We start from the raw sequence: 20,285 nt of genomic DNA, 5'->3' as shown, positions 1-20,285 counted from the left end.
ACTCCCTCGGGTTGCTGGGCCGCAAGGTGGGCATGATGCGTCTGTTCACTGATGATGGGGATACCGTTCCTGTCACAGTGGTAGATGTGTCTAACAACCGCGTGACCCAGGTTAAAACCGAAGCAAATGACGGCTACGATGCCCTGCAAGTGGCATTTGGTGCGCGCAAAGCGTCGCGCATCACCAAGCCGGCCGCTGGCCACCTTGCGAAAGCAGGCGTTGAAGCCGGTGAAATCCTGAAAGAATTCCGCGTGACGGCTGACGTCGCAGGCAAATATGCCGCTGGTGCTGTTGTGCCCGCCGCTGAAGTGTTTGCGGTTGGCCAAAAGGTGGATGTGCAGGGCACTTCCATTGGTAAAGGCTTTGCCGGCACCATCAAGCGTCACAAGATGAGCTCGCAGCGCGCGTCGCACGGTAACAGCCGTTCGCACAACGTGCCCGGCTCCATCGGCATGGCGCAGGATCCTGGTCGTGTGTTTCCCGGTAAACGCATGACGGGCCACCTCGGTGACGTCACCAAGACCACGCAAAACCTCGACATCGTGCGCATTGACGAAGCCCGTCAGCTGCTGATGATTCGCGGCGCTGTGCCTGGTTCCAAAGGCGGTTTTGTCACGGTTCGCGCCGCGATCAAAGCCAAACCAGTAGCAGCTGCCAAAGGAGCGAACTGATGCAGGTCGAACTCCTGAATGACCAGGGTCTGGCTTCGTCCAAAGTGGACGTGCCTGATACCGTATTTGGTCGCGAATACAACGAAAGCCTGATTCACCAGGTGGTCGTGGCCTTCCAGGCCAATGCCCGCCAGGGAACCCGTGCCCAGAAAGACCGTGAGCAGGTCAAGCACTCGACCAAGAAACCTTTCAAACAGAAAGGCACTGGCCGCGCTCGCGCCGGTATGACTTCTTCCCCGCTGTGGCGCGGAGGCGGTCGTATTTTCCCGAACATGCCTGACGAAAACTTCACGCAGAAAATCAACAAGAAGATGTACCGTGCCGGCATGGCCTCCATCTTCTCCCAGCTGGCCCGTGAAGGCCGCCTGGCTGTGGTTGATTCCCTGACCGTGGACTCGCCCAAGACGAAAGTCCTGGCCGACAAGTTCAAGGCAATGAACCTCAAATCGGTGCTGGTCATCGCTGACGAGGTTGATGAAAACCTGTACCTGGCTTCACGCAATCTGGTGAACATCCTTGTGGTCGAACCCCGCTACGCGGATCCGCTGTCGCTGGTTCACTACAAAAAGGTTCTGGTCACCAAGGCCGCCATGGACAAACTCAAGGAGATGTTTGCATGAGCGCCGTGAACACCAAACCAAAATTTGACGAAGGCCGCCTGATGCAGGTGCTGGTCGCCCCCATCGTGTCTGAAAAGGCCACCATGGTTGCGGATAAATCCAACGCCGTGCTGTTCAAGGTCCTGCAAGACGCTACCAAACCTGAAATCAAGGCCGCTGTGGAATTGATGTTCAAGGTGGACGTCAAGGCCGTTTCTGTACTCAACCAAAAAGGCAAAACCAAGCGTTTTGGCAAATCCACTGGTCGCCGCGACAACATTCGCAAGGCCTATGTGACGCTGAAGCCTGGCCAAGAGCTGAACATCGGTGGGGAGGCTGCGTAATCATGGCTGTCATCAAAATGAAACCCACCTCCCCCGGCATGCGCGGGATGGTGAAGATCTCCCGGGATCACCTGCACAAGGGTGATCCTTACGCGCCGCTGCTGGAGCCACAATTCCAGAAGGCTGGCCGTAACAACAACGGGCACATCACGACGCGCCACAAAGGCGGCGGTCACAAGCACCACTATCGCGTCGTTGACTTCAAGCGCAACAAGGACGCCATTCCGGCCAAGGTCGAACGTATCGAGTACGATCCCAACCGCACGGCCCACATTGCGCTGATCTGCTACGCCGATGGCGAGCGTGCTTACATCATTGCCCCGCGTGGCCTTGAAGTTGGCGCCACGCTGGTTAGCGGTGCCGAGGCCCCGATCCGCGTTGGCAACACCCTGCCAATCCGCAACATTCCGGTGGGCTCGACGATTCACTGCATCGAGATGCAAATCGGCAAGGGCGCGCAGATTGCACGTTCGGCCGGCACATCGGCGACGCTGCTGGCTCGTGAAGGCACTTACGCCCAGGTGCGCATGCGCTCCGGCGAGGTCCGCAAGATTCACATTGAATGCCGCGCCACGATTGGCGAGGTCGCCAACGAAGAACACAGCCTGCGCCGTCTCGGCAAGGCCGGCGTGAAGCGCTGGATGGGTATTCGCCCAACCGTTCGCGGTGTGGTGATGAACCCGGTCGACCACCCACACGGCGGTGGTGAAGGCAAGACCGGCGAAGGCCGCCATCCTGTCGATCCATGGGGTAACCTGACCAAAGGCTACCGCACCCGCAACAACAAGCGCACGCAAGTGATGATTGTTTCGCGTCGCAAGAAGTAAGGCCAGGAAATGACACGTTCACTCAAAAAAGGTCCCTTTGTCGACCAGCACCTGGTAGCCAAGGCTGATAAAGCCGTTACCAACAAAGACAAAAAGCCGATCAAGACCTGGTCGCGCCGCTCCATGATCCTGCCCGAGTTCATCGGCCTGACCATCGCCGTGCACAACGGCAAGCAGCACGTCCCCGTCTACATCACCGATCAAATGGTTGGCCACAAGCTGGGCGAGTTCGCACTCACCCGGACTTTCAAAGGTCATCCGGCTGACAAAAAAGTTGTGAGAAAGTAAGGAAAGACCATGGAAACACGTGCAACCCTCCGGGGCGTTCGTCTGTCGGTCGACAAAGGCCGTCTGGTCGCTGACCTGATCCGCGGCAAGAAAGTGGATCAAGCGCTCAACATCCTGAATTTCACGCAGAAAAAAGCTGCTGGAATCATCAAGAAGGTTGTGGAGTCCGCCATCGCCAACGCTGAACACAACGATGGCGCCGACATCGACGAGTTGAAGGTGAAAACCATCTACGTCGAGCAAGGCACCACGCTCAAGCGTTTCTCGGCGCGCGCCAAAGGCCGCGGCAACCGTATCAGCAAGCCCACGTGCCATGTGTACGTTGTGGTTGGCAATTAAGAAGGCAGACAGGATATGGGACAAAAAATCAACCCAACCGGGTTCCGCCTCGCCATCAGCCGTAACTGGTCCAGTCGCTGGTACGCGAGCAACAAGGACTTCGCCGGCATGCTGGCAGAAGACATCAGGGTTCGCGAGTACCTGAAAGCCAAGCTGAAGAACGCCGCGGTGTCGCGCGTTCTCATCGAGCGCCCTGCCAAAAATGCCCGCATCACGATTTACTCGGCGCGTCCGGGCGTCGTGATCGGCAAAAAAGGCGAGGACATCGAGAACCTCAAGAAAGAACTGAGCCGCCAGCTGGGCGTGCCGGTCGCCGTGAACATCGAAGAAGTTCGCAAGCCTGAAATTGATGCCAAGCTGATCGCTGACAGCATCACCCAGCAGCTTGAAAAACGCATCATGTTCCGCCGTGCAATGAAGCGCGCCATGCAAAACGCCATGCGTCTGGGTGCCCTGGGCATCAAGATCATGTCGTCCGGCCGCTTGAACGGCATTGAAATCGCTCGTTGCGAGTGGTACCGCGAAGGTCGCGTGCCCCTCCACACCCTGCGCGCCGACATCGACTACGGCACCTCTGAAGCCAAGACCACCTACGGTGTGATCGGCGTCAAGGTCTGGGTCTACAAGGGCGATACCCTGGGCCGCGGCGACTCGCCGGGCGCCCGCCTGGATGCCGCTCCGTCGGACGAAGAACGCAAGCCGCGCGGCCCGCGCCGTGATGCACGTCCGGGTGACCGCCCAGACCGTGGCGGTGCAGCACCCCGTGGAGCCGCACGCCCAGCGCGTGGCCCCGTCGGTGGCGTGAACACGGCCCCTGCAGATGGCAGCGACAAACCGGCTGAAGCTACCCCTGGTAGCGAGGCCCCGAAAACCACCGTTAAGCGCGTCCGCAAAGCCGCGCCAGCTGCAGCAGCTGACGGTGCCAAGACCGAGTAATCGGTCTAACTACGGAGAATACAAATGCTGCAACCCGCTCGCAGAAAATATCGCAAAGAGCAAAAAGGCCGCAACACCGGCATCGCCACACGAGGTAACTCTGTGGCGTTCGGTGATTTCGGTCTGAAGTGTACCGACCGCGGTCGTCTCACTGCTCGTCAAATCGAAGCCGCACGTCGTGCGATTTCCCGTCACGTCAAACGTGGCGGCCGTATCTGGATCCGTGTCTTCCCGGACAAGCCGATTTCCCAAAAGCCTGCTGAAGTGCGTATGGGTAACGGTAAAGGTAACCCAGAGTACTACGTGGCTGAAATCCAGCCCGGCAAGATTGTGTTTGAAATCGTCGGCGTGTCCGAGGAACTGGCACGCGAAGCGTTCCGCCTGGCATCGGCCAAGCTGCCGCTGCGCACCACGTTCGTCAGCCGCATGATTGGCCAGTAAGGGGAAATGACCATGACCAAATCTACTGAACTGCGCCAAAAAGACGTTGCCGGCCTGAAAACCGAAGTCAAAGAGCTGCAAAAAGCCCACTTTGGCCTGCGCATGCAAAAAGCCACGCAACAACTCACCAACACCGCCACGCTGCGTTCCGCGCGCCGTGACATCGCTCGTGCCAAAACCATCCTGGCCGAGACCATCGTCAAGCAAGGAGCGAAATAATGACGGAAGCTAAAAAATCCCTCAAACGCACCCTGGTTGGCCGTGTGGTCAGTGACAAGCGCGCGAAGACGGTGACCGTGCTGGTTGAGCGTCGTGTCAAGCACGAGCTTTACGGCAAGATTGTGTCCCTGTCGAGCAAGTACCACGCCCACGACGAAAAAGGCGAGTACAAGACCGGCGACCTGATCGAGATCACCGAAAGCCGCCCGATCTCCAAGACCAAGAACTGGGTTGTGACCAAGTTGCTGGAAAAGGCTGCGATCGTCTAAGTCTTGCAGGTCCAGGCCTCAAGTCAAAAAAACGGCTCACGATGTGGGCCGTTTTTGTTTTCGGCTCCAGCCGTCTCGTGCCAGTCACCGCGATGTCTTTCAGGCCTTTGCCCGACCGGCGCACGATTTTGCCGGAATCGATGAAAATGGCAGCTGACGTTTTCATTCCCACCCCTCTCAAGGAGACACCATGATCAAAGTAGGCGACACCCTTCCCGCAGCCACGCTGATGGAATTTTCGGAAGTTGAAGGCAACGGCTGCAGCATCGGTCCCAACCCTGTTGATGTCACCAAGGCTTCGACCGGCAAAACCATTGCGCTGTTCGGATTGCCAGGCGCTTATACGCCGACCTGTTCCGCCAAACATGTGCCGGGTTATGTCGAGAAGGCCGAGGAACTCAAGGCCGCCGGTGTTGACGAGATCTGGTGCGTCAGCGTCAACGACGCCTTTGTTATGGGCGCCTGGGCGCGCGACCAGAAGACCGGTGCCAAGGTCCGCATGCTGGCCGACGGCAGCGCCGACTTTGCCAAGGCCACCGGTCTGACGCTGGACCTGACTGCACGCGGCATGGGCTTGCGCAGCAACCGCTACTCGATGCTGGTCAAGGACGGCAAGGTTGCCGCCCTGAATGTGGAAGGTCCGGGCAAGTTTGAAGTGAGCGACGCCGCCACCTTGCTGGCACAAGCCAAGGGCTGAAGCCGAACGCGCGCTGGCCTCAAAAAAAGCCGCTGGTCGAACGACTCGCGGCTTTTTTGTATTTTCTGGCGAACCTGAAAAACCCGTCGCGCGCTATGAAAAATGAAGCTGTCAGCGCCCGTGTTATAAGGGCTGCGGCCTGATTTCACAATAAATCCACCTTCAGATAGTGAGCGCCCGCTATCGGGTTGTGGTAATAGGGCGGAATGTCCTTGAAGCCCAGGTCTTCGTACAGCGCCCGGGCAGCCTCCATGTCGTTGAGGGTGTCGAGCAGCAGGCTGTGATAGCCCGCCACGCGCGCGGCGTTGAGCACCTCCTCGGCCAACTGCCGCCCCAAGCCCAGGCGTCGAAAACCGTTACGCACATACAGGCGCTTCATTTCGCAGGCATTCGGGTAGTCAACGGCGTCCAGCGAACGCATGGCGCAGCAGCCGGCAATCTCGCCGTCAACCAGGGCCAGGATCAGGCAGCCCTGCGGCGTCGCATACTCACCCGGCATGTTGATGAGTTCTTCGTGGAAGTTCTGGAAGCACAAGTCAACGCCCAGCTGTTCAGCGTATTCTCGGAAAATCGCGCGCGTGGCGTCCAGCTGTGCCGGTGTGGCCGGCGTGATGAACTCGATCGTGGGAGGAGAAGCAGTCATGGGCGCGGTAGACGTCAAGCCCAGTGTATCGGCTTTTCCGCGGGGCTGGCCGGCCGGTCAGAAGGCCGCCGCCCCCAGGCTGCTGACCCAGTAGACGGTGGCCGCGCAGGCGCCCAGCACCACCAATGCTGCCAGGCGGGAGACCGTATCGTCGCGCGAAGCGGGCGCGGCTGTCACCAGCTCCTTGTCGCCATGCAGCATGGCGCCCACCAGATTGTGTTTGCGCCGCAGGTAGAACACGATGGCCAGGATGTGCAGCACCACCAGAGCCAGCAGGATCCATTTGCCGATGTTCTTGTGATAGTTGGTCGCCAGCCCGACGGTGGCGTTGGAGACAAACCGTGTCAGCGGACCCGAGAAGGCGATTTCGTCGTCGCTGAGCAAGCCGGTGCCGACCTGGGCCAACAGGAACCCCAGCATGGCAAACACCGAGCCGGCGCCGATTGGGCTGTGGCCGACACCGTGCTCGGGCTTGCTCCTGCCTTTGAGATAGTTGATGACGCTTTGCGGTGAATAGATGAACGCACCAAAACGGGACCAGCGTCCCCCCACCAGACCCCAGACAATGCGGAACAGCAGCAGCGTCAGCACCGTATAGCCAAAGCGAAAGTGCCAGACCATGGCATTGCCGCCTACCGTGCCGGTGATCGCCAGCCCAATCACAGCGGCAACCAGTGCCCAGTGAAAAAGCCGTGTGGGCAGGTCCCAGACGCGAACCTTGTGAATGGATGAACTCATCATTTCTCCCTCTTGTTATGCCGTTTTGTTGCGGTCATGCGGCCATGGTATGTTTCGTGCGATTGCATCAACGCCCGGCGACCCTTTCACTTGGTGCTTACCCTAGTACATAAGTTCCAGCGGAACTTTGCTTCAAGGGGCAGGCTCCCTGAAGGGCAGTCTATCGGGAAGCGCTGCCAATCGTCAGTACAACCACCAAGTAAAACACCATGAGGAAAAAAATGAAAATTTTCGCCTGTATTGCCACAGCAGCAGCCCTGCTCGCCCTGTCCGCTCCGGCTTCTGCGCAATTTGCCAAGCCCGAAGACGCCATCAAATACCGGCAGAGCGCGTTGTTTGTGATGGGCCAACATTTCGGCCGTCTCGGGGCCATGGCCAATGGCCGCATTCCCTTCGATGCCAAGGTGGCAGCGGACAATGCCGATGTCGTTGCCGACATGGCCAAGCTGCCGTGGGCCGGTTTCATGCCGGGCACCGACAAAGGCAACACCAAAGCCAAGCCTGAAATCTGGACCGAGCAGGCCAAGTTCAAGGAAAATAACGAGAAGCTGATGGCCGAATCCGCCAAGCTGGCCGCTGCAGCCAAGACCGGAAACCTCGATAGCCTGAAGACCGCTTTTGCCGCAACAGCCGGCACTTGCAAGGCTTGCCACGACGCATACAGGAATCAGTAACCCCCCTGTTGAAGCTCACTGCGTGTAGCTTCCTCCCCCCCCCCGAGGGGACAGGCGCCTTGCGCCCGGCAAAGCCGGATCGCGGCCCCTGCTTGATTCAAGACGCTAGCTCGAAACGCCTTCGGTAAGCGTAAAAAAAGGCCGGCTCCTTGTGGAGTCGGCCTTTTTTATAAGCGTTTGGGAAGAGGCTGCCGGGATCAGGTTTCGGCCAGCAGCTTTTCAATCAACTGGTGCAGTGCTGCAAAATCAGGCTCGCCTACATACTGTTTGACAATTTCACCGCGCTTGTTCACCAGGTAGGTGGTCGGCGTGAGCTGCACATCGCCCCAGGCCTTGGCCACGGCACCGGTGTTGTCGATGGCGACATTGAACGGCAGCTTGCGCGTCTCGGCGTAGTTCACGACATAACTCGGCGGGTCGTAGCTCATGGCCACCGCCATGGTGTCGTAGCCCTGGCTCTTGTACTTGTCGTAGGTGGAAATGATTTTCGGCATCTCTGCCACACAGGTGACGCAGCTCGTCGCCCAGAAGTTGACCAGCGTGACCTTGCCCTTCATGTCGGCGGTACTCTGCTTGCTGCCGTTAAGCAGTACAAAGGTGGATTCGGGCGCGACCTGGGCGCCACCGCAGCCGGACAGGGCGGCGAGCGAGCCCAGGGCCAATGCCGAGGCCAGAACCATCCGGCATACTGCGCTTGAAACTGGACTCATATTTGTAAAGGCTCTCATCATGAAACGTCGCAATTTTAACCAGGCCGGTCTCAGCGCGCTGGGCATGTTGATTGTGGCCACCTACCAGCAGGCGCAGGCCCTGTCGCTTGGCGACCTGACCAATGCCGAAGCGTCCAGTGGCCTGAAAACCGCCCTTGAAAAAGGCGCTTTGGCGGCCGTGGCCCTGCTGGGCAAGACAGATGGATTCCTCGGCAACCAGAAAGTTCGCATTCCTTTGCCCGGTTATCTCGAAGATGCATCGAAATTGTTGAGAAACTTCGGGCAGAGCAAACGCATCGACGAACTGGTCACCTCCATCAACCGTGCCGCCGAAGCTGCCGTGCCCATGGGCAAGGACCTGCTGGTCAGCGCCGTGCGGTCCATGAATGTGAACGATGCCAAGAACATCCTGCAGGGCGGTGAAACCTCGGTCACCAACTTTTTTGCAGAAAAAACCCGCACGCCTCTGGGCGTGAAATTCCTGCCCGTGGTGACGACGGCCACCGCCAAGGTGGGCCTGGCCAAAAAATACAACGAGTTCGCCGGCAAGGCCGCCGGTTTTGGACTGGTCAAGAAAGAAGACGCCAATATCCAGCAGTACGTCACCGGCAAGACGCTGGATGGGCTTTATCTCATCATCGGCGACGAAGAAAAGAAGATTCGCCAGGACCCGGTGGGTACCGGTAGCGCGATTCTCAAAAAGGTTTTTGGCAGTATGAAGTAAGCACCCCCGTCCAGGCTCACTGCGTGTAGCCTGTTCCCCCCTCGAGGGGGCGGCGCCTGCGGGCTGGCGGAGCAGTCCCGCGGCCCCTGCTAGTGAAATTGGTCCACCGATGTTGGTCTGGCCCGAGGATGCGGTGTTACAAGCTGCTGCCTGGGGCCGCAACGCGGGACGCATCAATTTTTCCCAGCAACCACTGCAAGCCAGCAAGGTGCTGCTGGTCGTGGCTGCACAGGTAGTGCACCAGGCTGCGCAGCGTGAGCTCACCGTAGCCCTCGAACACCGACCGCCGGTCCAGATCGACCGGCGTCAGGGCTGAAATGATCCGCAAGGTTTTGGTGCGTGCTGCTGCAAAGGCAGGCAACACCTCCGCCGCGCTGGCGCTTTGATAGTTGCGTTGCTTGGCCAGCAAATAACCATCGAGCGACGCCAGCACTGGTTCGTTTTCATGCAGCATGCGTTCCAGGCGAACGTGGTAACCGTCAATCTCGATGTCGCGAACATGGCACAGCTGCCCGATCGCCGTGAAGGTTTCGCTCGGAATGCCGTCCCACGAATCTGGCGCCCAGTGCCGGTAAGCGTGCGGAACGGCTTCGTAGAAATGCGCCAGCTGGCGTGGAAACTCCGCGAGTGCCTGAAGGGTAGCCGGGTTCATGGGGGGCCTTTCTCCATAACGGAAGGCCACACCACCGCTTGCGCGACGATGACGTTCTCACCGTTGAACGTGGCGGCCGGAGAGCCGTAAAGCCGGTAACCCTGCGCAAGGGTTTCGCTGACCCGGCGGCAAAAACTCGCGTCGTCAGGGCCGGTGAGGAGCCGGTAAATCGGGAGGCCGTCGGGCGGCGTGTTGGCGGACGATGTCATGGCTGCAACAGACAAAATGGGCGGAGGGGGATATTACCCTCTTCGCCTGTGATCTGTAGGCCCCCCAAAAAAAAGCGGCGCGCGGACCGCAAGGCCCACGCGCCGCCCTGGCTGAACAATTTACTTGGCTGGCGCCGGCGCTGCAGCTTTTGCCTGCTGCGTCTTGCGGTAAACCTCCATCACCGTGGCGAAGTCGCGTTCGAAGCTGATCGGCAGGAAGGTGTCGTTGCCCGGCAGCTGCTTCTTCAGGGTCGGCGAGAAGTTGTAGCTGTAAGAACACTTCTTCACGCGTGCCTGCAGCTCGGGCGAGACATCCTTGCTCATGGTCCAGGTTTCGGTCATGAAGGGCGGGCTTTCCCAGATCGTGCGGATGCTCGAGCCCTTGACGTCGCCCTTGACGATCATGCGCTGGTACAGATCGCTCGCCACGGCAGCGGCAGGGTAAAAACCGTGCATCACGCCGGTGACAGAGCGCTCATGCCCATTGGAGAACACCACCTCGTAGTCCTTGTCGGGCGTCAGGCCCAGCGCCGGAAACAGCGCGCGCGGCGCCAGGTTGCCAGAGTTGGAAGTGGGCGTGGTGTGCGCGATCTTTTTGCCGATCAGGTCTTTCGGTTCCCTGTACGGGCTGTCGATGCGGGTGACCAGGATCAGCTTGTAGGAGTTGCGCAGGCCGGTGGCCTTGTTGCCAGGAACGCCAAACGGTGCGGGCTGGCCGGCGGTCACCAGTTGGGCAGCCAGACCGGGGTTGACCTGGGCGAGCTGGGCCTTGCCGGTGGAGACGGCCTCGATCAGCTCCTTTTCACCGAGGATGTCGACGTTGGTTGTCTTGTCTAGCGATTCGCCCTGGGCATTTTGCAGATCGATGTTTCCGCAGCGCGACAGGTGGCTGAAGTAGTCGCCCCAGAGCGCCATGGTTTCGCTTTTGCCGTAGGTTTTGGGCATGGCCACCACCAGCTTTTCCCGTGGCCCGCTATAGGCAGGTGCTGCCGCTGCCGCCTTGGCCGCAGCTTTGGTTCGTGGGGTGCCGCTGCCATCGGTTTGGGCTGCCACCGGGGCGAGGATAAAAGCTGCGCCTGAGAGCGCTGCCCCGCAGTACATGCGAATTTTCATGAAGATTCCTTGAAGTGTTGAGTAACGCAGGGTCGGTACCCTGCACCGGAGCGGAAACTTTCGCCCACCAGATCAGTGTGCATGAAAAGCCCCGGCTGCCTACCTTTTGTTACATTCAATTCCTTTGCGCTTTGTCATGAAAGTAACAGTGACCTGGCCAAGCCGTGAAGTAATCACGCTGGAAGCCGCAAATGGCGCGGTTCGGCAGGCAGGCAGCGTTCAAAAAGCGGGTGGAACATCTCGCAGGAACACGGGCAGGTTCATGGTCGGCGGCCGTGCGGAGCGGCTTGTCTTCCAGGTGCGCTTTCCAGATGAGGTCCACCACGTAGGCATGGTTAAGCGTGTTCGCCATGTTGCCGAAGCCGGTGGCTCGCTGCGCGGTGGCCTGGCCTTCGGGAAGGCTGGCCATGGCCTCGACGAGACGCGTATTGGCCCAGGCGGCGTAACGCGTCAGCATGCGGATGTTTCCGGGGGCAGACATGGCTTGTTCCGGCAGTTGCAGGCAAGGGACAGAAATGAGGGCTGGACCTGTTTATAGCCTGCCTTGTGTCGGCCAAGGTTCGGGTTCTGTTGCGCTACATTTTTATAGCTGCTTGTGCCCATGTACCAAGGGCTGGAGCCTGTTTTTGCATAAAAAATTCCAACACGGGCGTACGTGAGCACGGAATCACAGCAGCCACCGGCTTCGGATCAGGAACGCGGGCCGGGCTTGGCCGCCGTGGCCAGCAAGGCCCGGATGGCCCGGATGGCCGCTTCGGTCTGCGCGTATTGCCCCTCGCCGAAATGCTGGTACTGGATGCGCCCGTTGGCATCCACCAGGTAGGTGGCGGGCCAGTACTTGTTGTTGTAGGCCTTCCATGTGCGGTAGCTGTTGTCCTGCGCCACCGGGTGCTTCACACCACAACGCTGCATGGCCGTCTGCACATTCGAAGTCGAGCGCTCAAAAGGAAACTCCGGCGTGTGCACACCCACCACCAGCCCCTGGTCGCGGTAGGTGGCCGCCCAGCGGTTGATGTGCGGCAGCGTACGCAGGCAATTGATGCAGGCGTAGGTCCAGAAGTCGATCAGCACCACCTTGCCGCGCAAGCCGGCCATCGTCAGCGGCTGCGAATTCAGCCATTGGTCGATGCCTGAAAACTCGGGCGCTGCGCCGCGGTCAAAAAAACTCGGTGCTGCGGTGGCCGCCGCCTGGCCCACCGACAGGGCAAGCAGCGTTGCCAGAAACGTGCGGCGTTCAATCCCGTGCGCAGCAGGAGATGAATCAGCGGAAGAAATGAGAGGGTTCATGTCAAAGTCCTGTTTGAATCGAAGGGTAGAAATCAGAAAGCTACACGGCCACCGCGCTGTCGTACTGGCCGCCATAGGCAATGCCCAGCATCGGCAGCGCGGCGCCCAGCGAATAGCAGCCCAGCAGCAGCGCCGCCAGGCCGCCCAGCTTGCCGTTGCCCACCGTGTTCATTCGGTTGAGCAGGCCGTTCATGTGCATGTTGAGCCACTCAAAGCCCAGCGCAATAAAAAGAGGCCGGCTGCGGTCGCGCTGGCCAATCGAGGTACCCAGTACCACCGGCAGCATAGGTAGCACACAGAGCGCTGCAATGGTCAGCAGTCCGGCCAGAAAGGCCAGCAGGGGATTGATCATGGCCGGCCTATTTCTGCACGCTCGCCGCAGGGGTGGCTACGGGGCTGCTGGCCGCATCGCTGCTACGCCGCCAGACCTGCGTCTTGCAAAAGAGCGGCAGGCCCACGTAGCCGCGAATCACCAATTGGTCCGGCGCGGGGTGGGTCATCAACGCGCTGTAGGTCTTGCTGTTTTCGCGGTTGTAGATCTGGCCCTTCCATTCCCCTTCACCCGAGGGTTTGAAGTCCGAAAGCAGCGTCATGCCCAGCGCAGGGCGTGCGTCGGCCGGCACCATCTCGGCGCCGGGCCCGCTCATCGCATTGGGCGGCCGGCTGGCGCTGGCCAACCGCGAAGGTGGCGGGCTGGAAGTGTATTTGCACCTGCCGGCCGCGTCTTTGTAAGTAAAAAGTGCCTCTAGCCCAATGGGAGCGGGCGCAAGTAGCTATCAAAAAAAGAGCGAATCAACGGCTCATCGGTTGCTCTGGGGGTAGCCAGAGGCGCGGATGGCGCCTGAAGTTGTCATTGCGGGCTTGACCGGCTTGACCCGCAATCCATGCTGCAAATCACTGAATCACTGCTCGTAGAACACCTACATGGATCCCGGCTCAAGGCCGGAATGACAGGGGACGGAGGTGACTCAGGGCAGGTCCAGCACCGAGCGGACAAACGCAGACTTGGCGCTGGTGTAGGCTTCGCGGTCATTCGCGTGCTGCACCACCAGCCTGGCCTTCAGCTCTGCATAACGCGCCGCCAGCAGGGGGCTGGCGCGCAGTGCATCGCGAAAACGCAAACGTGCGGCCCACTCCTCGCCGCGGTAAACCACCACATGAAGATGGTGTGTTCGGCGGCCGTCTGCCCAGCGCATGAACCACTGGCGGTCGGTTAATTTTGCGTTGAATTCGGCCGAGGTACCGTAGCCCGCTTCAAGCAGCGGATCTGTCAGTGCGCGCGCCACCGCCATGGAATCCACACCTGCCAGCAGATCAATCACCGGTTTGGCGAGCAGGCCGGGCACTGCCGTGCTGCCGATGTGTTCAATGTCAACGATGTTCACCGGAAACAGCGCCAGCAGGCGGTCGCGCTCAGCCACAAACATCGCCGGCCAAGCGTCGTCATAGGTTTGCAGGGTCACCTCTTCGTTAATGGCTTCGTTCAGGGATTCAGAGTCGTTCATGCGCCAGCCCCTGTCTTGTTGCGGTGGTAGGTCAGCGCCATGGCAATGCAAAATTCCAGCGCCTGCATCGGCACCTCTTCGCTGGTGTCAAACACGATGCTCCGGTTGCCTTCGTAGCTGAACTCCGTCGGAAACAGCGTCCTGAAGGTGTCGACCAGCCGGGTATTGCAATTGAAGTACAGCGCGTACTGCGTGCTGCTGGCCTTCCTGGGCGCCATGCGGATGGTGCTTCCGCTCTTCGACTGCGTTGTCAGGTAGGCGGGCTCTCCCCATTTCAGGGTTTCCTGCAGTTGGCCCACGCCGGGCGTGCCGGCCGCTACCTCAAACACCGTGGCGCGCAGGGCCAGCAGGCGCTTCTTGATGGCCGCGGGGCAGGCGTTGAACACGGCTTCCACCGCCGGGTCTGCAAAGGGCGGCGCGGAGGCGTTCATGTTTTCCCGCCGGCCAGTGTTTTGCGCGCTGTCGCCAGCCGCTCGTCAAGGTAAGCGCCGTAAAAGTCGAGCGAGGCCAGGCCGACCAGCCGTTCAGCCAGCTCCTGCCCTGCCGGGCCAAGAAACAGCACCGTTGGTGTAAAGCCGGCCTTCCATGCCGCAATCTGCGCGGCCGCCGTGGTGGTTTTGCCGTCAAAGCCCACCAGTGGCGTGCTGCGGTCGGTGATGTTGAGTTGCCAGGCGTGCAGCCTATCGTCGCGCCGGGCGGGCAGCAGGTAGTTGCGGCGCACCACTTCGCAATACGGGCAACCCGGCAGGCTGACCAGCAGCACAAGGGCCTCCCCCACCGCCGAAGCAGCGCCTGCGGCGGCAGGCAGCGAGGCGGGAACCGGCAGCGCGGTATCTTTTGCCAGCGCAGGCAAGGCCAGGCCGCCGGCCAGGGCGGCAGTGAACTCGCGTCTGCGCAGCAGGCTCATACAGCGCAATCGATCAAAATTTTTACCAACGCGGCAGGCTCGCTGATCATCGGGTCGTGTCCGGTTTTGATCTCCACCACTTTGGAGTTGGGCAACCAGGCGCCGTCCCAGAACTTGGCGTCTTTCACGCGCAGGCGGCTGGGCTCTATGGTGCCCAAGGCGGGCTGCGTGCAGTTGACAAAGGTGCGCGGTATGGCGGCCACCCGCTTCATGTCAAAGTCCAGCGGCGCCTGGTAAGTGTTGCCGGGGTGCGGCGTCTGCCGGCGCTTGACCCATTCGTGGTCTTCACCCTTCAGGCCAAACACCTCCGGGTCTGGCGGCGGAAAGCTGAAGCGGGTAGACGCCTGCGCCGCGGAAAGGCGCTGTTGCTGCGTGGCGGCCGACTGCGTGCTGCTCCAGCTTTCGCCGGGCTTGGGCACCACCGCGTCCACATACACCAGATGCTTCAGATGTTTGCCCAGCCGGTCGGCCACGGCCGTGCCAATCATGCCGGCGTAGGAATGCACGGCCAGAATCACGTCGTGCAGCTCTTCCACCTCGATGGCGCTGATCACGTCGTCTATGTGCGTGTCCAGCGTGATGGCAGGCGCCAGCAGGTGGGCGCGCTCGCCCAGGCCCGTCAGCGTGACGGCGTGTACGCGGTGCCCCTGTTGCTGCAAGAGCGAAGTGACGCGCTGCCAGCACCAGCCGCCGTGCCAGGCGCCATGAACAAGAACAAAATTGGCCATCAGATCACCTCCTTGCGTTTCAGGTCAGACAGTTGCGCGTCAGAGTAGTTCAACACGCTGCGCAAAACTTCATCCGTGTGCTGCCCCAGCAGCGGCGGCGGCAAACCGCCGTGGCCCGGCGTGCGCACTGGCGTGCCACTGAGTTTGATCGGGCTGGAAACCAGCCGCAAGTCATTTTTTACAGGGTGCTGCCACTGGCTGACCATGCCGCGCTGCGCCACCTGCGGGTCGTCAAACACCTCAGCCAGGTTGTTGATAGCGCCGCATGGCACCTTGGCGGCCTCCAGCGCGGCCAGCCAGTCGGCTTTGGTGCGCGTTTTCATCACGGTTTCCAGAATCGGCACCAGCTGCGCGCGGTTGCGCACACGGTCGCGGTTTTTGGCAAACAGCGGGTTCACGCCCAGCTCGGGAATGTTGGCCGCCTTGCAGAACTTCACATACTGGCTGTCGTTGCCTACCGCAAGGATCAAGTGATCCTTCGTGCCGTCCGCAGCCGGCGTCACCTCAAACACCTGATACGGCACGATGTTCTGGTGCGCATTGCCCGCGCGGCCCGGCACCTTGCCGCTGACCAGGTAGTTGGCGCCCAGGTTGGCCAGCATCGCCACCTGCGTGTCCAGCAGCGCCATGTCCACCTGCTGGCCTTCGCCAGTTTTCTCGGCATGGCGCAATGCAGCAAGAATTGCCACCGTGGCATACATGCCGGTCATCAGGTCCGACACCGCCACACCCACCTTCTGCGGCCCGCCGCCCAAGTCGTCACGCTCGCCCGTCACACTCATCAGCCCGCCCATGCCCTGGATGGCGTAGTCATAACCCGCGCGCTCGGCATACGGCCCGGTCTGGCCGAAGCCGGTGACAGAACAGTAAACGAGTTTGGGGTTGAGCTTTTTCAGCGAGTCGTAGTCCAACCCATACCGCGCCATGTCGCCAACCTTGAAGTTCTCGACAAACACATCGCAGTGCGCCACCAGTTCGCGGATTAGCGCCTGGCCTTCCGGCTTGGCAATGTCGCAGGTCAGCGAGCGCTTGTTGCGGTTGGTGCCCAGGTAATAAGCCGCCTCGGCCGTGTCCGCGCCCGCACTGTCCTGCAAAAACGGCGGCCCCCAGGTGCGCGTGTCGTCACCCGTGCCTGGCCGTTCGATCTTGATCACGTCGGCGCCCAGATCGGCCAGCGTCTGGGTGCACCAGGGGCCTGCGAGCACGCGGGAAAGGTCGAGGATGCGGATGCCGTCTAGGGAGTTCATGGGGCATTTTGCTTTCTGGCTTTAGCTCAAGGTCGCTGAAGAGGCCTGCGCGAAAAAGGTCGCGGAATTTATCGCCGATGTCGCCGGTCGGGTTTCGCGGAAGCTGCTTCAGCTGCCTGATCAATAGCGCCTGGGCTTTCGGCCAGCGCATGACTTAGCTTGAAGGCCGGGGCAACATATTGAATTGCATCAGCATCCACATTCACCGCAGACATTCGTTTTGCCCACTCGCTTGCAATCAGGGTCGCAGCGCTAGCCAGCCAAGCCACCGCGCTTTTCATATCCAGTTCGAAGTGGCTCGCTGATCGCAGCAGACGCTCCGGCGTGCATTCACGGCTTCCATACTCGTCGCATGCAAGGCTCAATAGCCCGGCCGTCTTTGGCTGCGGCGTGATATCGAACGCAGGAGACAAGCGCCAGACGCCTTTGGACAAAATAAATGCGTGATTGCGCGGGTGATCGTCGGTGTTTCCGACCAAAGCGTTGAACGTCATCCTGCGCCACAGCTCGTGAAGGTCTTCTATGTGCCCGGCCTTCAGTTGCCAGCGCCTGAGCATATCTGCCATCACCAGGTAAGAGCGCCGCGGGTTGTCGTGGCCGCCTGATCCATCCAGGCCAAGGATGGTGTGTGCGCTGGCGTAGTGCATTCGTGTGGGTTTGAATGGACTGCCCCCCCGATCAAATCGCTCGATCAGGTAAACCTTTCGCTTTTCGTCGCCCAGAAGCTGGATTCGGGGAACCGAAAGGCCGGCTTCTCGCGCGAGATCCATCACCACGAATTCTTTTGCCGGCAGATGAGGAACATCGCCCCGGTCTTGCATCTTTGCAAGCCATAAACGCTCGCCATCGTGAACGGTGATTTTTGGCCTTTCGCCTCCCGCGCTGGTTGATTCGTCTTCAAGCAGCCGTCGGATTGCCCGACTCGCGGGCGCCGTGTCCTCCAGCTCCGCAATCACATCCATCAAATCTTTGATCGCGGGGGGACGCCATGCATCCATTTTTCGCCCTATATCGGCACAGACTTCTATGGCTCCGGCGCCATCAGCCAAGCCTGCCTGCAATAGCTCCAGGACGTTCAGCTCCCGTTTGGCCACCGCGTTCAGGCGGTCAGCACCGTAGCCCGCAGGGGCAGCATCCAGAATGACGCCAGGGATGCCACTGTTTGATTGAACTGAAGTACCTTTGATGCGCTTGGTAAACGGCAGTGCAACAGGATCCAGCGGGACGGCGCAGGGCGTTTCCATGTACGCAGGCGCGTACCTCACGACACCGCGGTCCTGTTCAAGCTCGAAATCCCCTGTGAGCACAGGCTCCGTGGCGTCAGGCAACCAGGTCCAGATGGGTGTCGAGCTCATGATCAGCCCCGTGCCCTCTGAGGTAGTTTGCGGATGGCCTGCTCGGTGAACCGAGGGTCTTTGTGCGGGTCGAAGACCTCATCCAGCTGCGCCAAAAGCCCCAATGTTTCCATGACCTTGGCCAAAGAGCCCACACTCACGCCCGGTTTTCCCGCTTCAAGGTCTACCACCGTGCTCAGGCCGAGGTCCGCAGCGCGTGCGAGATCCGTCTGTGTCATTTCGCGGACGCGCCTTGCCTGTGAGATGCGCGAGCCCAAGGCGTTGAGAGCAATCTTCGGTAAAACAGGGAATGGTTTCATCAGTTTTGGATGTGCAAATAATATTCTTATAAGAACATTTATATTAATACAAATGTTCCTAAAAGAATACTAATAAAGCCTGGCATCCGGCCCTGACCTGCGACCTTCCCGGTCGGCCACGCTCCTCAGCCCTCCATGCCCTGGATCGCGTAGTCATACCCCGCGCGTTCGGCATACGGCCCGGTCTGGCCAAAGCCGGTGACTGAGCAGTAAACGAGTTTGGGATTGAGCTTTTTGAGTGAGGCGTAATCCAGCCCATACCGCGCCATGTCGCCCACCTTGAAGTTCTCGACAAACACATCGCAGTGTTTGACAAGGTCGCGAATCAGCGCCAGGCCTTCGGGCTTTGCAATGTCACAGGTCAGCGAGCGCTTGTTGCGGTTGGTGCCCAGGTAATACGCCGCCTCGGCCGTGTCGGCCCCGGTGCTGTCCTGCAAAAACGTCGGCCCCCAGGTGCGCGTGTGTCATCCCCCGTGCCCGGCCGCTCGATCTTGATCACGTCGGCGCCCAGGTCGGCCAGGGTCTGGGTACACCAGGGGCCCGCGAGCACGCGGGAGAGGTCGAGGATGCGGACGCCGTCTAGGGAGTTCATGGGGCATTTTGCCTCTTGCTTTTGACGGCGGCTGGATGAAGAGCTGGGAAGAGTTGAACCCGCGCGCCAAACGGAGAGGAGTCGGGTAAGCGAGCGGCCCGGTGTCGGGGAAAGACGGGACACTCCTTCAATTGGAGGATGGGAAGAACTCGCTGGCAGCCTAGAATTCGCTGGCAAAGTACTGCCGGATTTGGTGCCTTGATTTATACCTGTATAAATTCGTCCCATTTCCTCGCAAAACCAGTACAGACGGTCGTTTAAGAGGATTGCATGCCAAAGTTAAACCGCAGTCGTCAAGTTGTCTCGCAGGCTATGCGGCATATCTTGAGTTGAATCATGTTCCGATGGCGCTGCCTCTTCACTTCGTTGACCGTAGTCTTCGCATTCTTGACTTCCCCTGCGGCCATGGCTCAACCTGATCTTCCGTCAGTCACAGTGCAGTCCGAAGTCGAAGGCTGGTACGACATCGTGTTTCCTATTCTTGCTCGCGCCCCGGCCATGGACGGTGATAAGAAGTGGGGCACCATCATCAAGATCGGTGGCGTGTTGGATGGTCGAACTGTTGAGTGGGGCCTCGCCATTCCGGATGAATGGGAAGAGGCAAAAATGACTCCGCCACCGCCCATAAAGTCCTGGGCCAGTGTGGTTTTGTTTGGCCGCGTTGGGACGACGTCGGACAACCTCGTACGTTCACTGGCTAGGGTGTATCAGTTCCCAACAGCTGGTTTGGTCGCTCGGGATGAGGTCGAGCTGGACGCCATCTCGATATTTGCGGACCCCCGTCCCATCGGCTCAAAGCCAATTCACCTGAAGATGTTCGTGCATGGGAAAAAGGCCGAAGACTATGCAGAGTTCTTCCTGAACGTCGACTTGAGCGCCGGCACGGTGAAGTTGAACGAAAAGGATCCGGAGTACCGAGCCGCAATGTTGCGCGCATTCACTGGAGACGGGCAATGATTCTTAACTGGGCGTTTGACACGGATCCACAACTGCAGGAGGCGGTTTTGCCGGAAATTTTGCGGTCCGACCAGTTTCAACGTTGTTAGGTCGCTCGTGTCTATTGGTTGGTCATCACTCACCTGCACGCCATCTGACGAGGCGGTAAAACAGCTCGCAGAGTCCTGGAGTTGGATACTGCGAGAACCATTCGTGCCCGTCATTTTTTCTGTTTTGGGTGACGTGTTTCTTGAGCCTGAGTCTGGCGGCGTGTGGTGGCTGAATGTTGATTTCCACTGAATCTTGACCCCGGTTTTTCATCTAATTTTGACCCCA

31 protein-coding genes and 1 pseudogene are annotated in these 20,285 nt (G+C 59.9%); 14 read left to right on the top strand and 18 right to left on the bottom strand.

Annotated features, from left to right (window positions below; genetic code table 11):
- The 11 genes from rplC to ABI660_RS18420 form a co-directional block, all read left to right on the top strand.
- On the top strand, positions 1-671 hold a 671-nt coding region (gene rplC, locus ABI660_RS18470; protein ID WP_348070814.1), incomplete at its 5' end, for a 50S ribosomal protein L3.
- Entirely contained in the window at positions 671-1,291 is a 621-nt protein-coding gene (gene rplD / locus ABI660_RS18465; RefSeq protein WP_077593710.1) for a 50S ribosomal protein L4, read from the top strand. The genes rplC and rplD, both read left to right, overlap by 1 nt.
- Entirely contained in the window at positions 1,288-1,614 is a 327-nt protein-coding gene (gene rplW / locus ABI660_RS18460; protein ID WP_077593711.1) for a 50S ribosomal protein L23, read from the top strand. The genes rplD and rplW overlap by 4 nt, the downstream gene beginning before the upstream one ends.
- A gap of 2 nt (positions 1,615-1,616) precedes the next feature.
- The gene (gene rplB, locus ABI660_RS18455; RefSeq protein WP_348070811.1) at positions 1,617-2,441 is read left to right on the top strand and encodes a 50S ribosomal protein L2; all 825 of its coding nucleotides are present in this window, start codon (positions 1,617-1,619) and stop codon (positions 2,439-2,441) included.
- Between the two features lie 9 nt (positions 2,442-2,450).
- Positions 2,451-2,729, top strand: coding sequence for a 30S ribosomal protein S19 (rpsS, locus tag ABI660_RS18450; RefSeq protein WP_077593713.1), 279 nt, complete (start codon positions 2,451-2,453; stop codon positions 2,727-2,729).
- 9 nt (positions 2,730-2,738) lie between these two features.
- Positions 2,739-3,068 (top strand): 50S ribosomal protein L22, encoded by a 330-nt coding sequence (gene rplV / locus ABI660_RS18445; RefSeq protein ID WP_077593714.1) that lies wholly within the window; start codon positions 2,739-2,741, stop codon positions 3,066-3,068.
- 15 nt (positions 3,069-3,083) lie between these two features.
- Entirely contained in the window at positions 3,084-4,004 is a 921-nt protein-coding gene (rpsC, locus tag ABI660_RS18440; RefSeq protein ID WP_348070808.1) for a 30S ribosomal protein S3, read from the top strand.
- Between the two features lie 24 nt (positions 4,005-4,028).
- Positions 4,029-4,445, top strand: a complete 417-nt coding sequence (rplP, locus tag ABI660_RS18435; protein ID WP_348070806.1) for a 50S ribosomal protein L16 — start codon at positions 4,029-4,031, stop codon at positions 4,443-4,445.
- 12 nt (positions 4,446-4,457) lie between these two features.
- Complete coding sequence (rpmC, locus tag ABI660_RS18430) at positions 4,458-4,664, top strand: 50S ribosomal protein L29 (RefSeq protein ID WP_348070804.1); 207 nt, start codon at positions 4,458-4,460, stop codon at positions 4,662-4,664.
- On the top strand, positions 4,664-4,933 hold the full coding sequence (gene rpsQ, locus ABI660_RS18425; RefSeq protein ID WP_077593718.1) for a 30S ribosomal protein S17: 270 nt from the start codon (positions 4,664-4,666) through the stop codon (positions 4,931-4,933). The genes rpmC and rpsQ overlap by 1 nt, the downstream gene beginning before the upstream one ends.
- A 190-nt stretch (positions 4,934-5,123) precedes the next feature.
- Positions 5,124-5,630 carry a peroxiredoxin gene (locus ABI660_RS18420; protein ID WP_348070802.1) on the top strand — a complete coding sequence of 169 codons (507 nt, stop codon included), beginning with the start codon at positions 5,124-5,126 and terminating at the stop codon, positions 5,628-5,630.
- A 145-nt stretch (positions 5,631-5,775) separates the two neighbouring features.
- Here ABI660_RS18420 and ABI660_RS18415 read toward each other — a convergent pair whose 3' ends face one another.
- Both ABI660_RS18415 and ABI660_RS18410 read right to left on the bottom strand, forming a co-directional pair.
- Entirely contained in the window at positions 5,776-6,273 is a 498-nt protein-coding gene (locus ABI660_RS18415) for a GNAT family N-acetyltransferase (RefSeq protein WP_348070800.1), read from the bottom strand.
- A gap of 57 nt (positions 6,274-6,330) precedes the next feature.
- Positions 6,331-7,014 carry a cytochrome b/b6 domain-containing protein gene (locus tag ABI660_RS18410; protein ID WP_348070798.1) on the bottom strand — a complete coding sequence of 228 codons (684 nt, stop codon included), beginning with the start codon at positions 7,012-7,014 and terminating at the stop codon, positions 6,331-6,333.
- A 218-nt stretch (positions 7,015-7,232) separates the two neighbouring features.
- Between ABI660_RS18410 and ABI660_RS18405 the strand changes: the two genes are divergently transcribed.
- Positions 7,233-7,685: a cytochrome c gene (locus tag ABI660_RS18405; protein ID WP_348070796.1), complete on the top strand. Its 453-nt coding sequence runs from the start codon at positions 7,233-7,235 to the stop codon at positions 7,683-7,685.
- A 197-nt stretch (positions 7,686-7,882) separates the two neighbouring features.
- On the opposite strand, the gene ABI660_RS18400 is transcribed toward ABI660_RS18405, so the two are convergent.
- Positions 7,883-8,395 carry a TlpA disulfide reductase family protein gene (locus ABI660_RS18400; protein ID WP_348070794.1) on the bottom strand — a complete coding sequence of 171 codons (513 nt, stop codon included), beginning with the start codon at positions 8,393-8,395 and terminating at the stop codon, positions 7,883-7,885.
- Between the two features lie 19 nt (positions 8,396-8,414).
- Between ABI660_RS18400 and ABI660_RS18395 the strand changes: the two genes are divergently transcribed.
- Positions 8,415-9,119, top strand: a complete 705-nt coding sequence (locus tag ABI660_RS18395) for a DUF4197 domain-containing protein (protein WP_348070792.1) — start codon at positions 8,415-8,417, stop codon at positions 9,117-9,119.
- 136 nt (positions 9,120-9,255) lie between these two features.
- Here ABI660_RS18395 and ABI660_RS18390 read toward each other — a convergent pair whose 3' ends face one another.
- The 15 genes and pseudogenes from ABI660_RS18390 to ABI660_RS18320 all read right to left on the bottom strand — a co-directional run.
- Entirely contained in the window at positions 9,256-9,771 is a 516-nt protein-coding gene (locus tag ABI660_RS18390; RefSeq protein ID WP_348070790.1) for a DinB family protein, read from the bottom strand.
- Entirely contained in the window at positions 9,768-9,980 is a 213-nt protein-coding gene (locus ABI660_RS18385) for a DUF1737 domain-containing protein (RefSeq protein ID WP_348070788.1), read from the bottom strand. Before ABI660_RS18385 ends, ABI660_RS18390 begins: the two co-directional genes overlap by 4 nt.
- 120 nt (positions 9,981-10,100) lie before the next feature.
- Positions 10,101-11,093: a phosphate/phosphite/phosphonate ABC transporter substrate-binding protein gene (gene phnD, locus ABI660_RS18380; RefSeq protein ID WP_348070786.1), complete on the bottom strand. Its 993-nt coding sequence runs from the start codon at positions 11,091-11,093 to the stop codon at positions 10,101-10,103.
- Between the two features lie 115 nt (positions 11,094-11,208).
- Entirely contained in the window at positions 11,209-11,574 is a 366-nt protein-coding gene (locus ABI660_RS18375; RefSeq protein WP_348070784.1) for a DinB family protein, read from the bottom strand.
- A 209-nt stretch (positions 11,575-11,783) separates the two neighbouring features.
- Positions 11,784-12,380: a thioredoxin family protein gene (locus ABI660_RS18370; protein ID WP_348070782.1), complete on the bottom strand. Its 597-nt coding sequence runs from the start codon at positions 12,378-12,380 to the stop codon at positions 11,784-11,786.
- 40 nt (positions 12,381-12,420) lie between these two features.
- Positions 12,421-12,732 carry a hypothetical protein gene (locus ABI660_RS18365; RefSeq protein WP_348070780.1) on the bottom strand — a complete coding sequence of 104 codons (312 nt, stop codon included), beginning with the start codon at positions 12,730-12,732 and terminating at the stop codon, positions 12,421-12,423.
- A 7-nt stretch (positions 12,733-12,739) separates the two neighbouring features.
- Positions 12,740-13,027 carry a DUF2147 domain-containing protein gene (locus tag ABI660_RS18360; RefSeq protein ID WP_348070778.1) on the bottom strand — a complete coding sequence of 96 codons (288 nt, stop codon included), beginning with the start codon at positions 13,025-13,027 and terminating at the stop codon, positions 12,740-12,742.
- 321 nt (positions 13,028-13,348) lie between these two features.
- Entirely contained in the window at positions 13,349-13,885 is a 537-nt protein-coding gene (locus ABI660_RS18355) for a GrpB family protein (protein WP_348070776.1), read from the bottom strand.
- Complete coding sequence (locus ABI660_RS18350) at positions 13,882-14,316, bottom strand: DUF1801 domain-containing protein (RefSeq protein ID WP_348070774.1); 435 nt, start codon at positions 14,314-14,316, stop codon at positions 13,882-13,884. The genes ABI660_RS18355 and ABI660_RS18350 overlap by 4 nt, the downstream gene beginning before the upstream one ends.
- Positions 14,313-14,792 (bottom strand): hypothetical protein, encoded by a 480-nt coding sequence (locus ABI660_RS18345; RefSeq protein WP_348070772.1) that lies wholly within the window; start codon positions 14,790-14,792, stop codon positions 14,313-14,315. Before ABI660_RS18345 ends, ABI660_RS18350 begins: the two co-directional genes overlap by 4 nt.
- Positions 14,789-15,520, bottom strand: a complete 732-nt coding sequence (locus ABI660_RS18340; protein ID WP_348070770.1) for an alpha/beta hydrolase family protein — start codon at positions 15,518-15,520, stop codon at positions 14,789-14,791. Before ABI660_RS18340 ends, ABI660_RS18345 begins: the two co-directional genes overlap by 4 nt.
- The gene (locus ABI660_RS18335; RefSeq protein WP_348070768.1) at positions 15,520-16,767 is read right to left on the bottom strand and encodes a CaiB/BaiF CoA-transferase family protein; all 1,248 of its coding nucleotides are present in this window, start codon (positions 16,765-16,767) and stop codon (positions 15,520-15,522) included. Before ABI660_RS18335 ends, ABI660_RS18340 begins: the two co-directional genes overlap by 1 nt.
- A 68-nt stretch (positions 16,768-16,835) precedes the next feature.
- On the bottom strand, positions 16,836-18,122 hold the full coding sequence (locus ABI660_RS18330; RefSeq protein WP_348070766.1) for a HipA domain-containing protein: 1,287 nt from the start codon (positions 18,120-18,122) through the stop codon (positions 16,836-16,838).
- 2 nt (positions 18,123-18,124) lie between these two features.
- Positions 18,125-18,421 carry a helix-turn-helix domain-containing protein gene (locus ABI660_RS18325; RefSeq protein ID WP_348070764.1) on the bottom strand — a complete coding sequence of 99 codons (297 nt, stop codon included), beginning with the start codon at positions 18,419-18,421 and terminating at the stop codon, positions 18,125-18,127.
- 134 nt (positions 18,422-18,555) lie between these two features.
- A pseudogene (locus ABI660_RS18320) lies at positions 18,556-19,013 on the bottom strand (CoA transferase); the annotation flags it as partial.
- Between the two features lie 405 nt (positions 19,014-19,418).
- On the opposite strand from ABI660_RS18320, the gene ABI660_RS18315 reads away from it, so the two are divergent.
- The gene (locus tag ABI660_RS18315) at positions 19,419-19,970 is read left to right on the top strand and encodes a hypothetical protein (protein WP_348070762.1); all 552 of its coding nucleotides are present in this window, start codon (positions 19,419-19,421) and stop codon (positions 19,968-19,970) included.
- The last annotated feature ends 315 nt before the right edge of the window (positions 19,971-20,285 follow it).

Source organism: Polaromonas sp. (assembly GCF_039930745.1).
Lineage (GTDB): Bacteria > Pseudomonadota > Gammaproteobacteria > Burkholderiales > Burkholderiaceae_C > Polaromonas.
The sequence above is the reverse complement of the archived record's forward strand: the minus strand, read 5'-3'. Positions and strand labels throughout refer to the sequence as shown.

Bases quoted from the DNA above. Each gene is read 5' to 3' on its own strand.
- ABI660_RS18360 (WP_348070778.1), bottom strand. From the start codon at position 13,027: ATGAGCGGGCCCGGCGCCGAGATGGTGCCGGCCGACGCACGCCCTGCG.
- ABI660_RS18405 (WP_348070796.1), top strand. From the start codon at position 7,233: ATGAAAATTTTCGCCTGTATTGCCACAGCAGCAGCCCTGCTCGCCCTG.
- ABI660_RS18410 (WP_348070798.1), bottom strand. From the start codon at position 7,014: ATGATGAGTTCATCCATTCACAAGGTTCGCGTCTGGGACCTGCCCACA.
- rpsC (WP_348070808.1), top strand. From the start codon at position 3,084: ATGGGACAAAAAATCAACCCAACCGGGTTCCGCCTCGCCATCAGCCGT.
- rpmC (WP_348070804.1), top strand. From the start codon at position 4,458: ATGACCAAATCTACTGAACTGCGCCAAAAAGACGTTGCCGGCCTGAAA.
- rplV (WP_077593714.1), top strand. From the start codon at position 2,739: ATGGAAACACGTGCAACCCTCCGGGGCGTTCGTCTGTCGGTCGACAAA.
- rplD (WP_077593710.1), top strand. From the start codon at position 671: ATGCAGGTCGAACTCCTGAATGACCAGGGTCTGGCTTCGTCCAAAGTG.
- ABI660_RS18370 (WP_348070782.1), bottom strand. From the start codon at position 12,380: ATGAACCCTCTCATTTCTTCCGCTGATTCATCTCCTGCTGCGCACGGG.
- ABI660_RS18340 (WP_348070770.1), bottom strand. From the start codon at position 15,520: ATGGCCAATTTTGTTCTTGTTCATGGCGCCTGGCACGGCGGCTGGTGC.
- rplW (WP_077593711.1), top strand. From the start codon at position 1,288: ATGAGCGCCGTGAACACCAAACCAAAATTTGACGAAGGCCGCCTGATG.
- rpsS (WP_077593713.1), top strand. From the start codon at position 2,451: ATGACACGTTCACTCAAAAAAGGTCCCTTTGTCGACCAGCACCTGGTA.
- rplP (WP_348070806.1), top strand. From the start codon at position 4,029: ATGCTGCAACCCGCTCGCAGAAAATATCGCAAAGAGCAAAAAGGCCGC.
- ABI660_RS18335 (WP_348070768.1), bottom strand. From the start codon at position 16,767: ATGAACTCCCTAGACGGCATCCGCATCCTCGACCTTTCCCGCGTGCTC.
- ABI660_RS18315 (WP_348070762.1), top strand. From the start codon at position 19,419: ATGGCTCAACCTGATCTTCCGTCAGTCACAGTGCAGTCCGAAGTCGAA.
- phnD (WP_348070786.1), bottom strand. From the start codon at position 11,093: ATGAAAATTCGCATGTACTGCGGGGCAGCGCTCTCAGGCGCAGCTTTT.
- ABI660_RS18375 (WP_348070784.1), bottom strand. From the start codon at position 11,574: ATGTCTGCCCCCGGAAACATCCGCATGCTGACGCGTTACGCCGCCTGG.
- ABI660_RS18400 (WP_348070794.1), bottom strand. From the start codon at position 8,395: ATGAGTCCAGTTTCAAGCGCAGTATGCCGGATGGTTCTGGCCTCGGCA.
- ABI660_RS18390 (WP_348070790.1), bottom strand. From the start codon at position 9,771: ATGAACCCGGCTACCCTTCAGGCACTCGCGGAGTTTCCACGCCAGCTG.
- ABI660_RS18385 (WP_348070788.1), bottom strand. From the start codon at position 9,980: ATGACATCGTCCGCCAACACGCCGCCCGACGGCCTCCCGATTTACCGG.
- ABI660_RS18350 (WP_348070774.1), bottom strand. From the start codon at position 14,316: ATGAACGCCTCCGCGCCGCCCTTTGCAGACCCGGCGGTGGAAGCCGTG.
- rpsQ (WP_077593718.1), top strand. From the start codon at position 4,664: ATGACGGAAGCTAAAAAATCCCTCAAACGCACCCTGGTTGGCCGTGTG.
- ABI660_RS18345 (WP_348070772.1), bottom strand. From the start codon at position 14,792: ATGAGCCTGCTGCGCAGACGCGAGTTCACTGCCGCCCTGGCCGGCGGC.
- ABI660_RS18355 (WP_348070776.1), bottom strand. From the start codon at position 13,885: ATGAACGACTCTGAATCCCTGAACGAAGCCATTAACGAAGAGGTGACC.
- ABI660_RS18365 (WP_348070780.1), bottom strand. From the start codon at position 12,732: ATGATCAATCCCCTGCTGGCCTTTCTGGCCGGACTGCTGACCATTGCA.
- rplB (WP_348070811.1), top strand. From the start codon at position 1,617: ATGGCTGTCATCAAAATGAAACCCACCTCCCCCGGCATGCGCGGGATG.
- ABI660_RS18330 (WP_348070766.1), bottom strand. From the start codon at position 18,122: ATGAGCTCGACACCCATCTGGACCTGGTTGCCTGACGCCACGGAGCCT.
- ABI660_RS18420 (WP_348070802.1), top strand. From the start codon at position 5,124: ATGATCAAAGTAGGCGACACCCTTCCCGCAGCCACGCTGATGGAATTT.
- ABI660_RS18325 (WP_348070764.1), bottom strand. From the start codon at position 18,421: ATGAAACCATTCCCTGTTTTACCGAAGATTGCTCTCAACGCCTTGGGC.
- ABI660_RS18415 (WP_348070800.1), bottom strand. From the start codon at position 6,273: ATGACTGCTTCTCCTCCCACGATCGAGTTCATCACGCCGGCCACACCG.
- ABI660_RS18395 (WP_348070792.1), top strand. From the start codon at position 8,415: ATGAAACGTCGCAATTTTAACCAGGCCGGTCTCAGCGCGCTGGGCATG.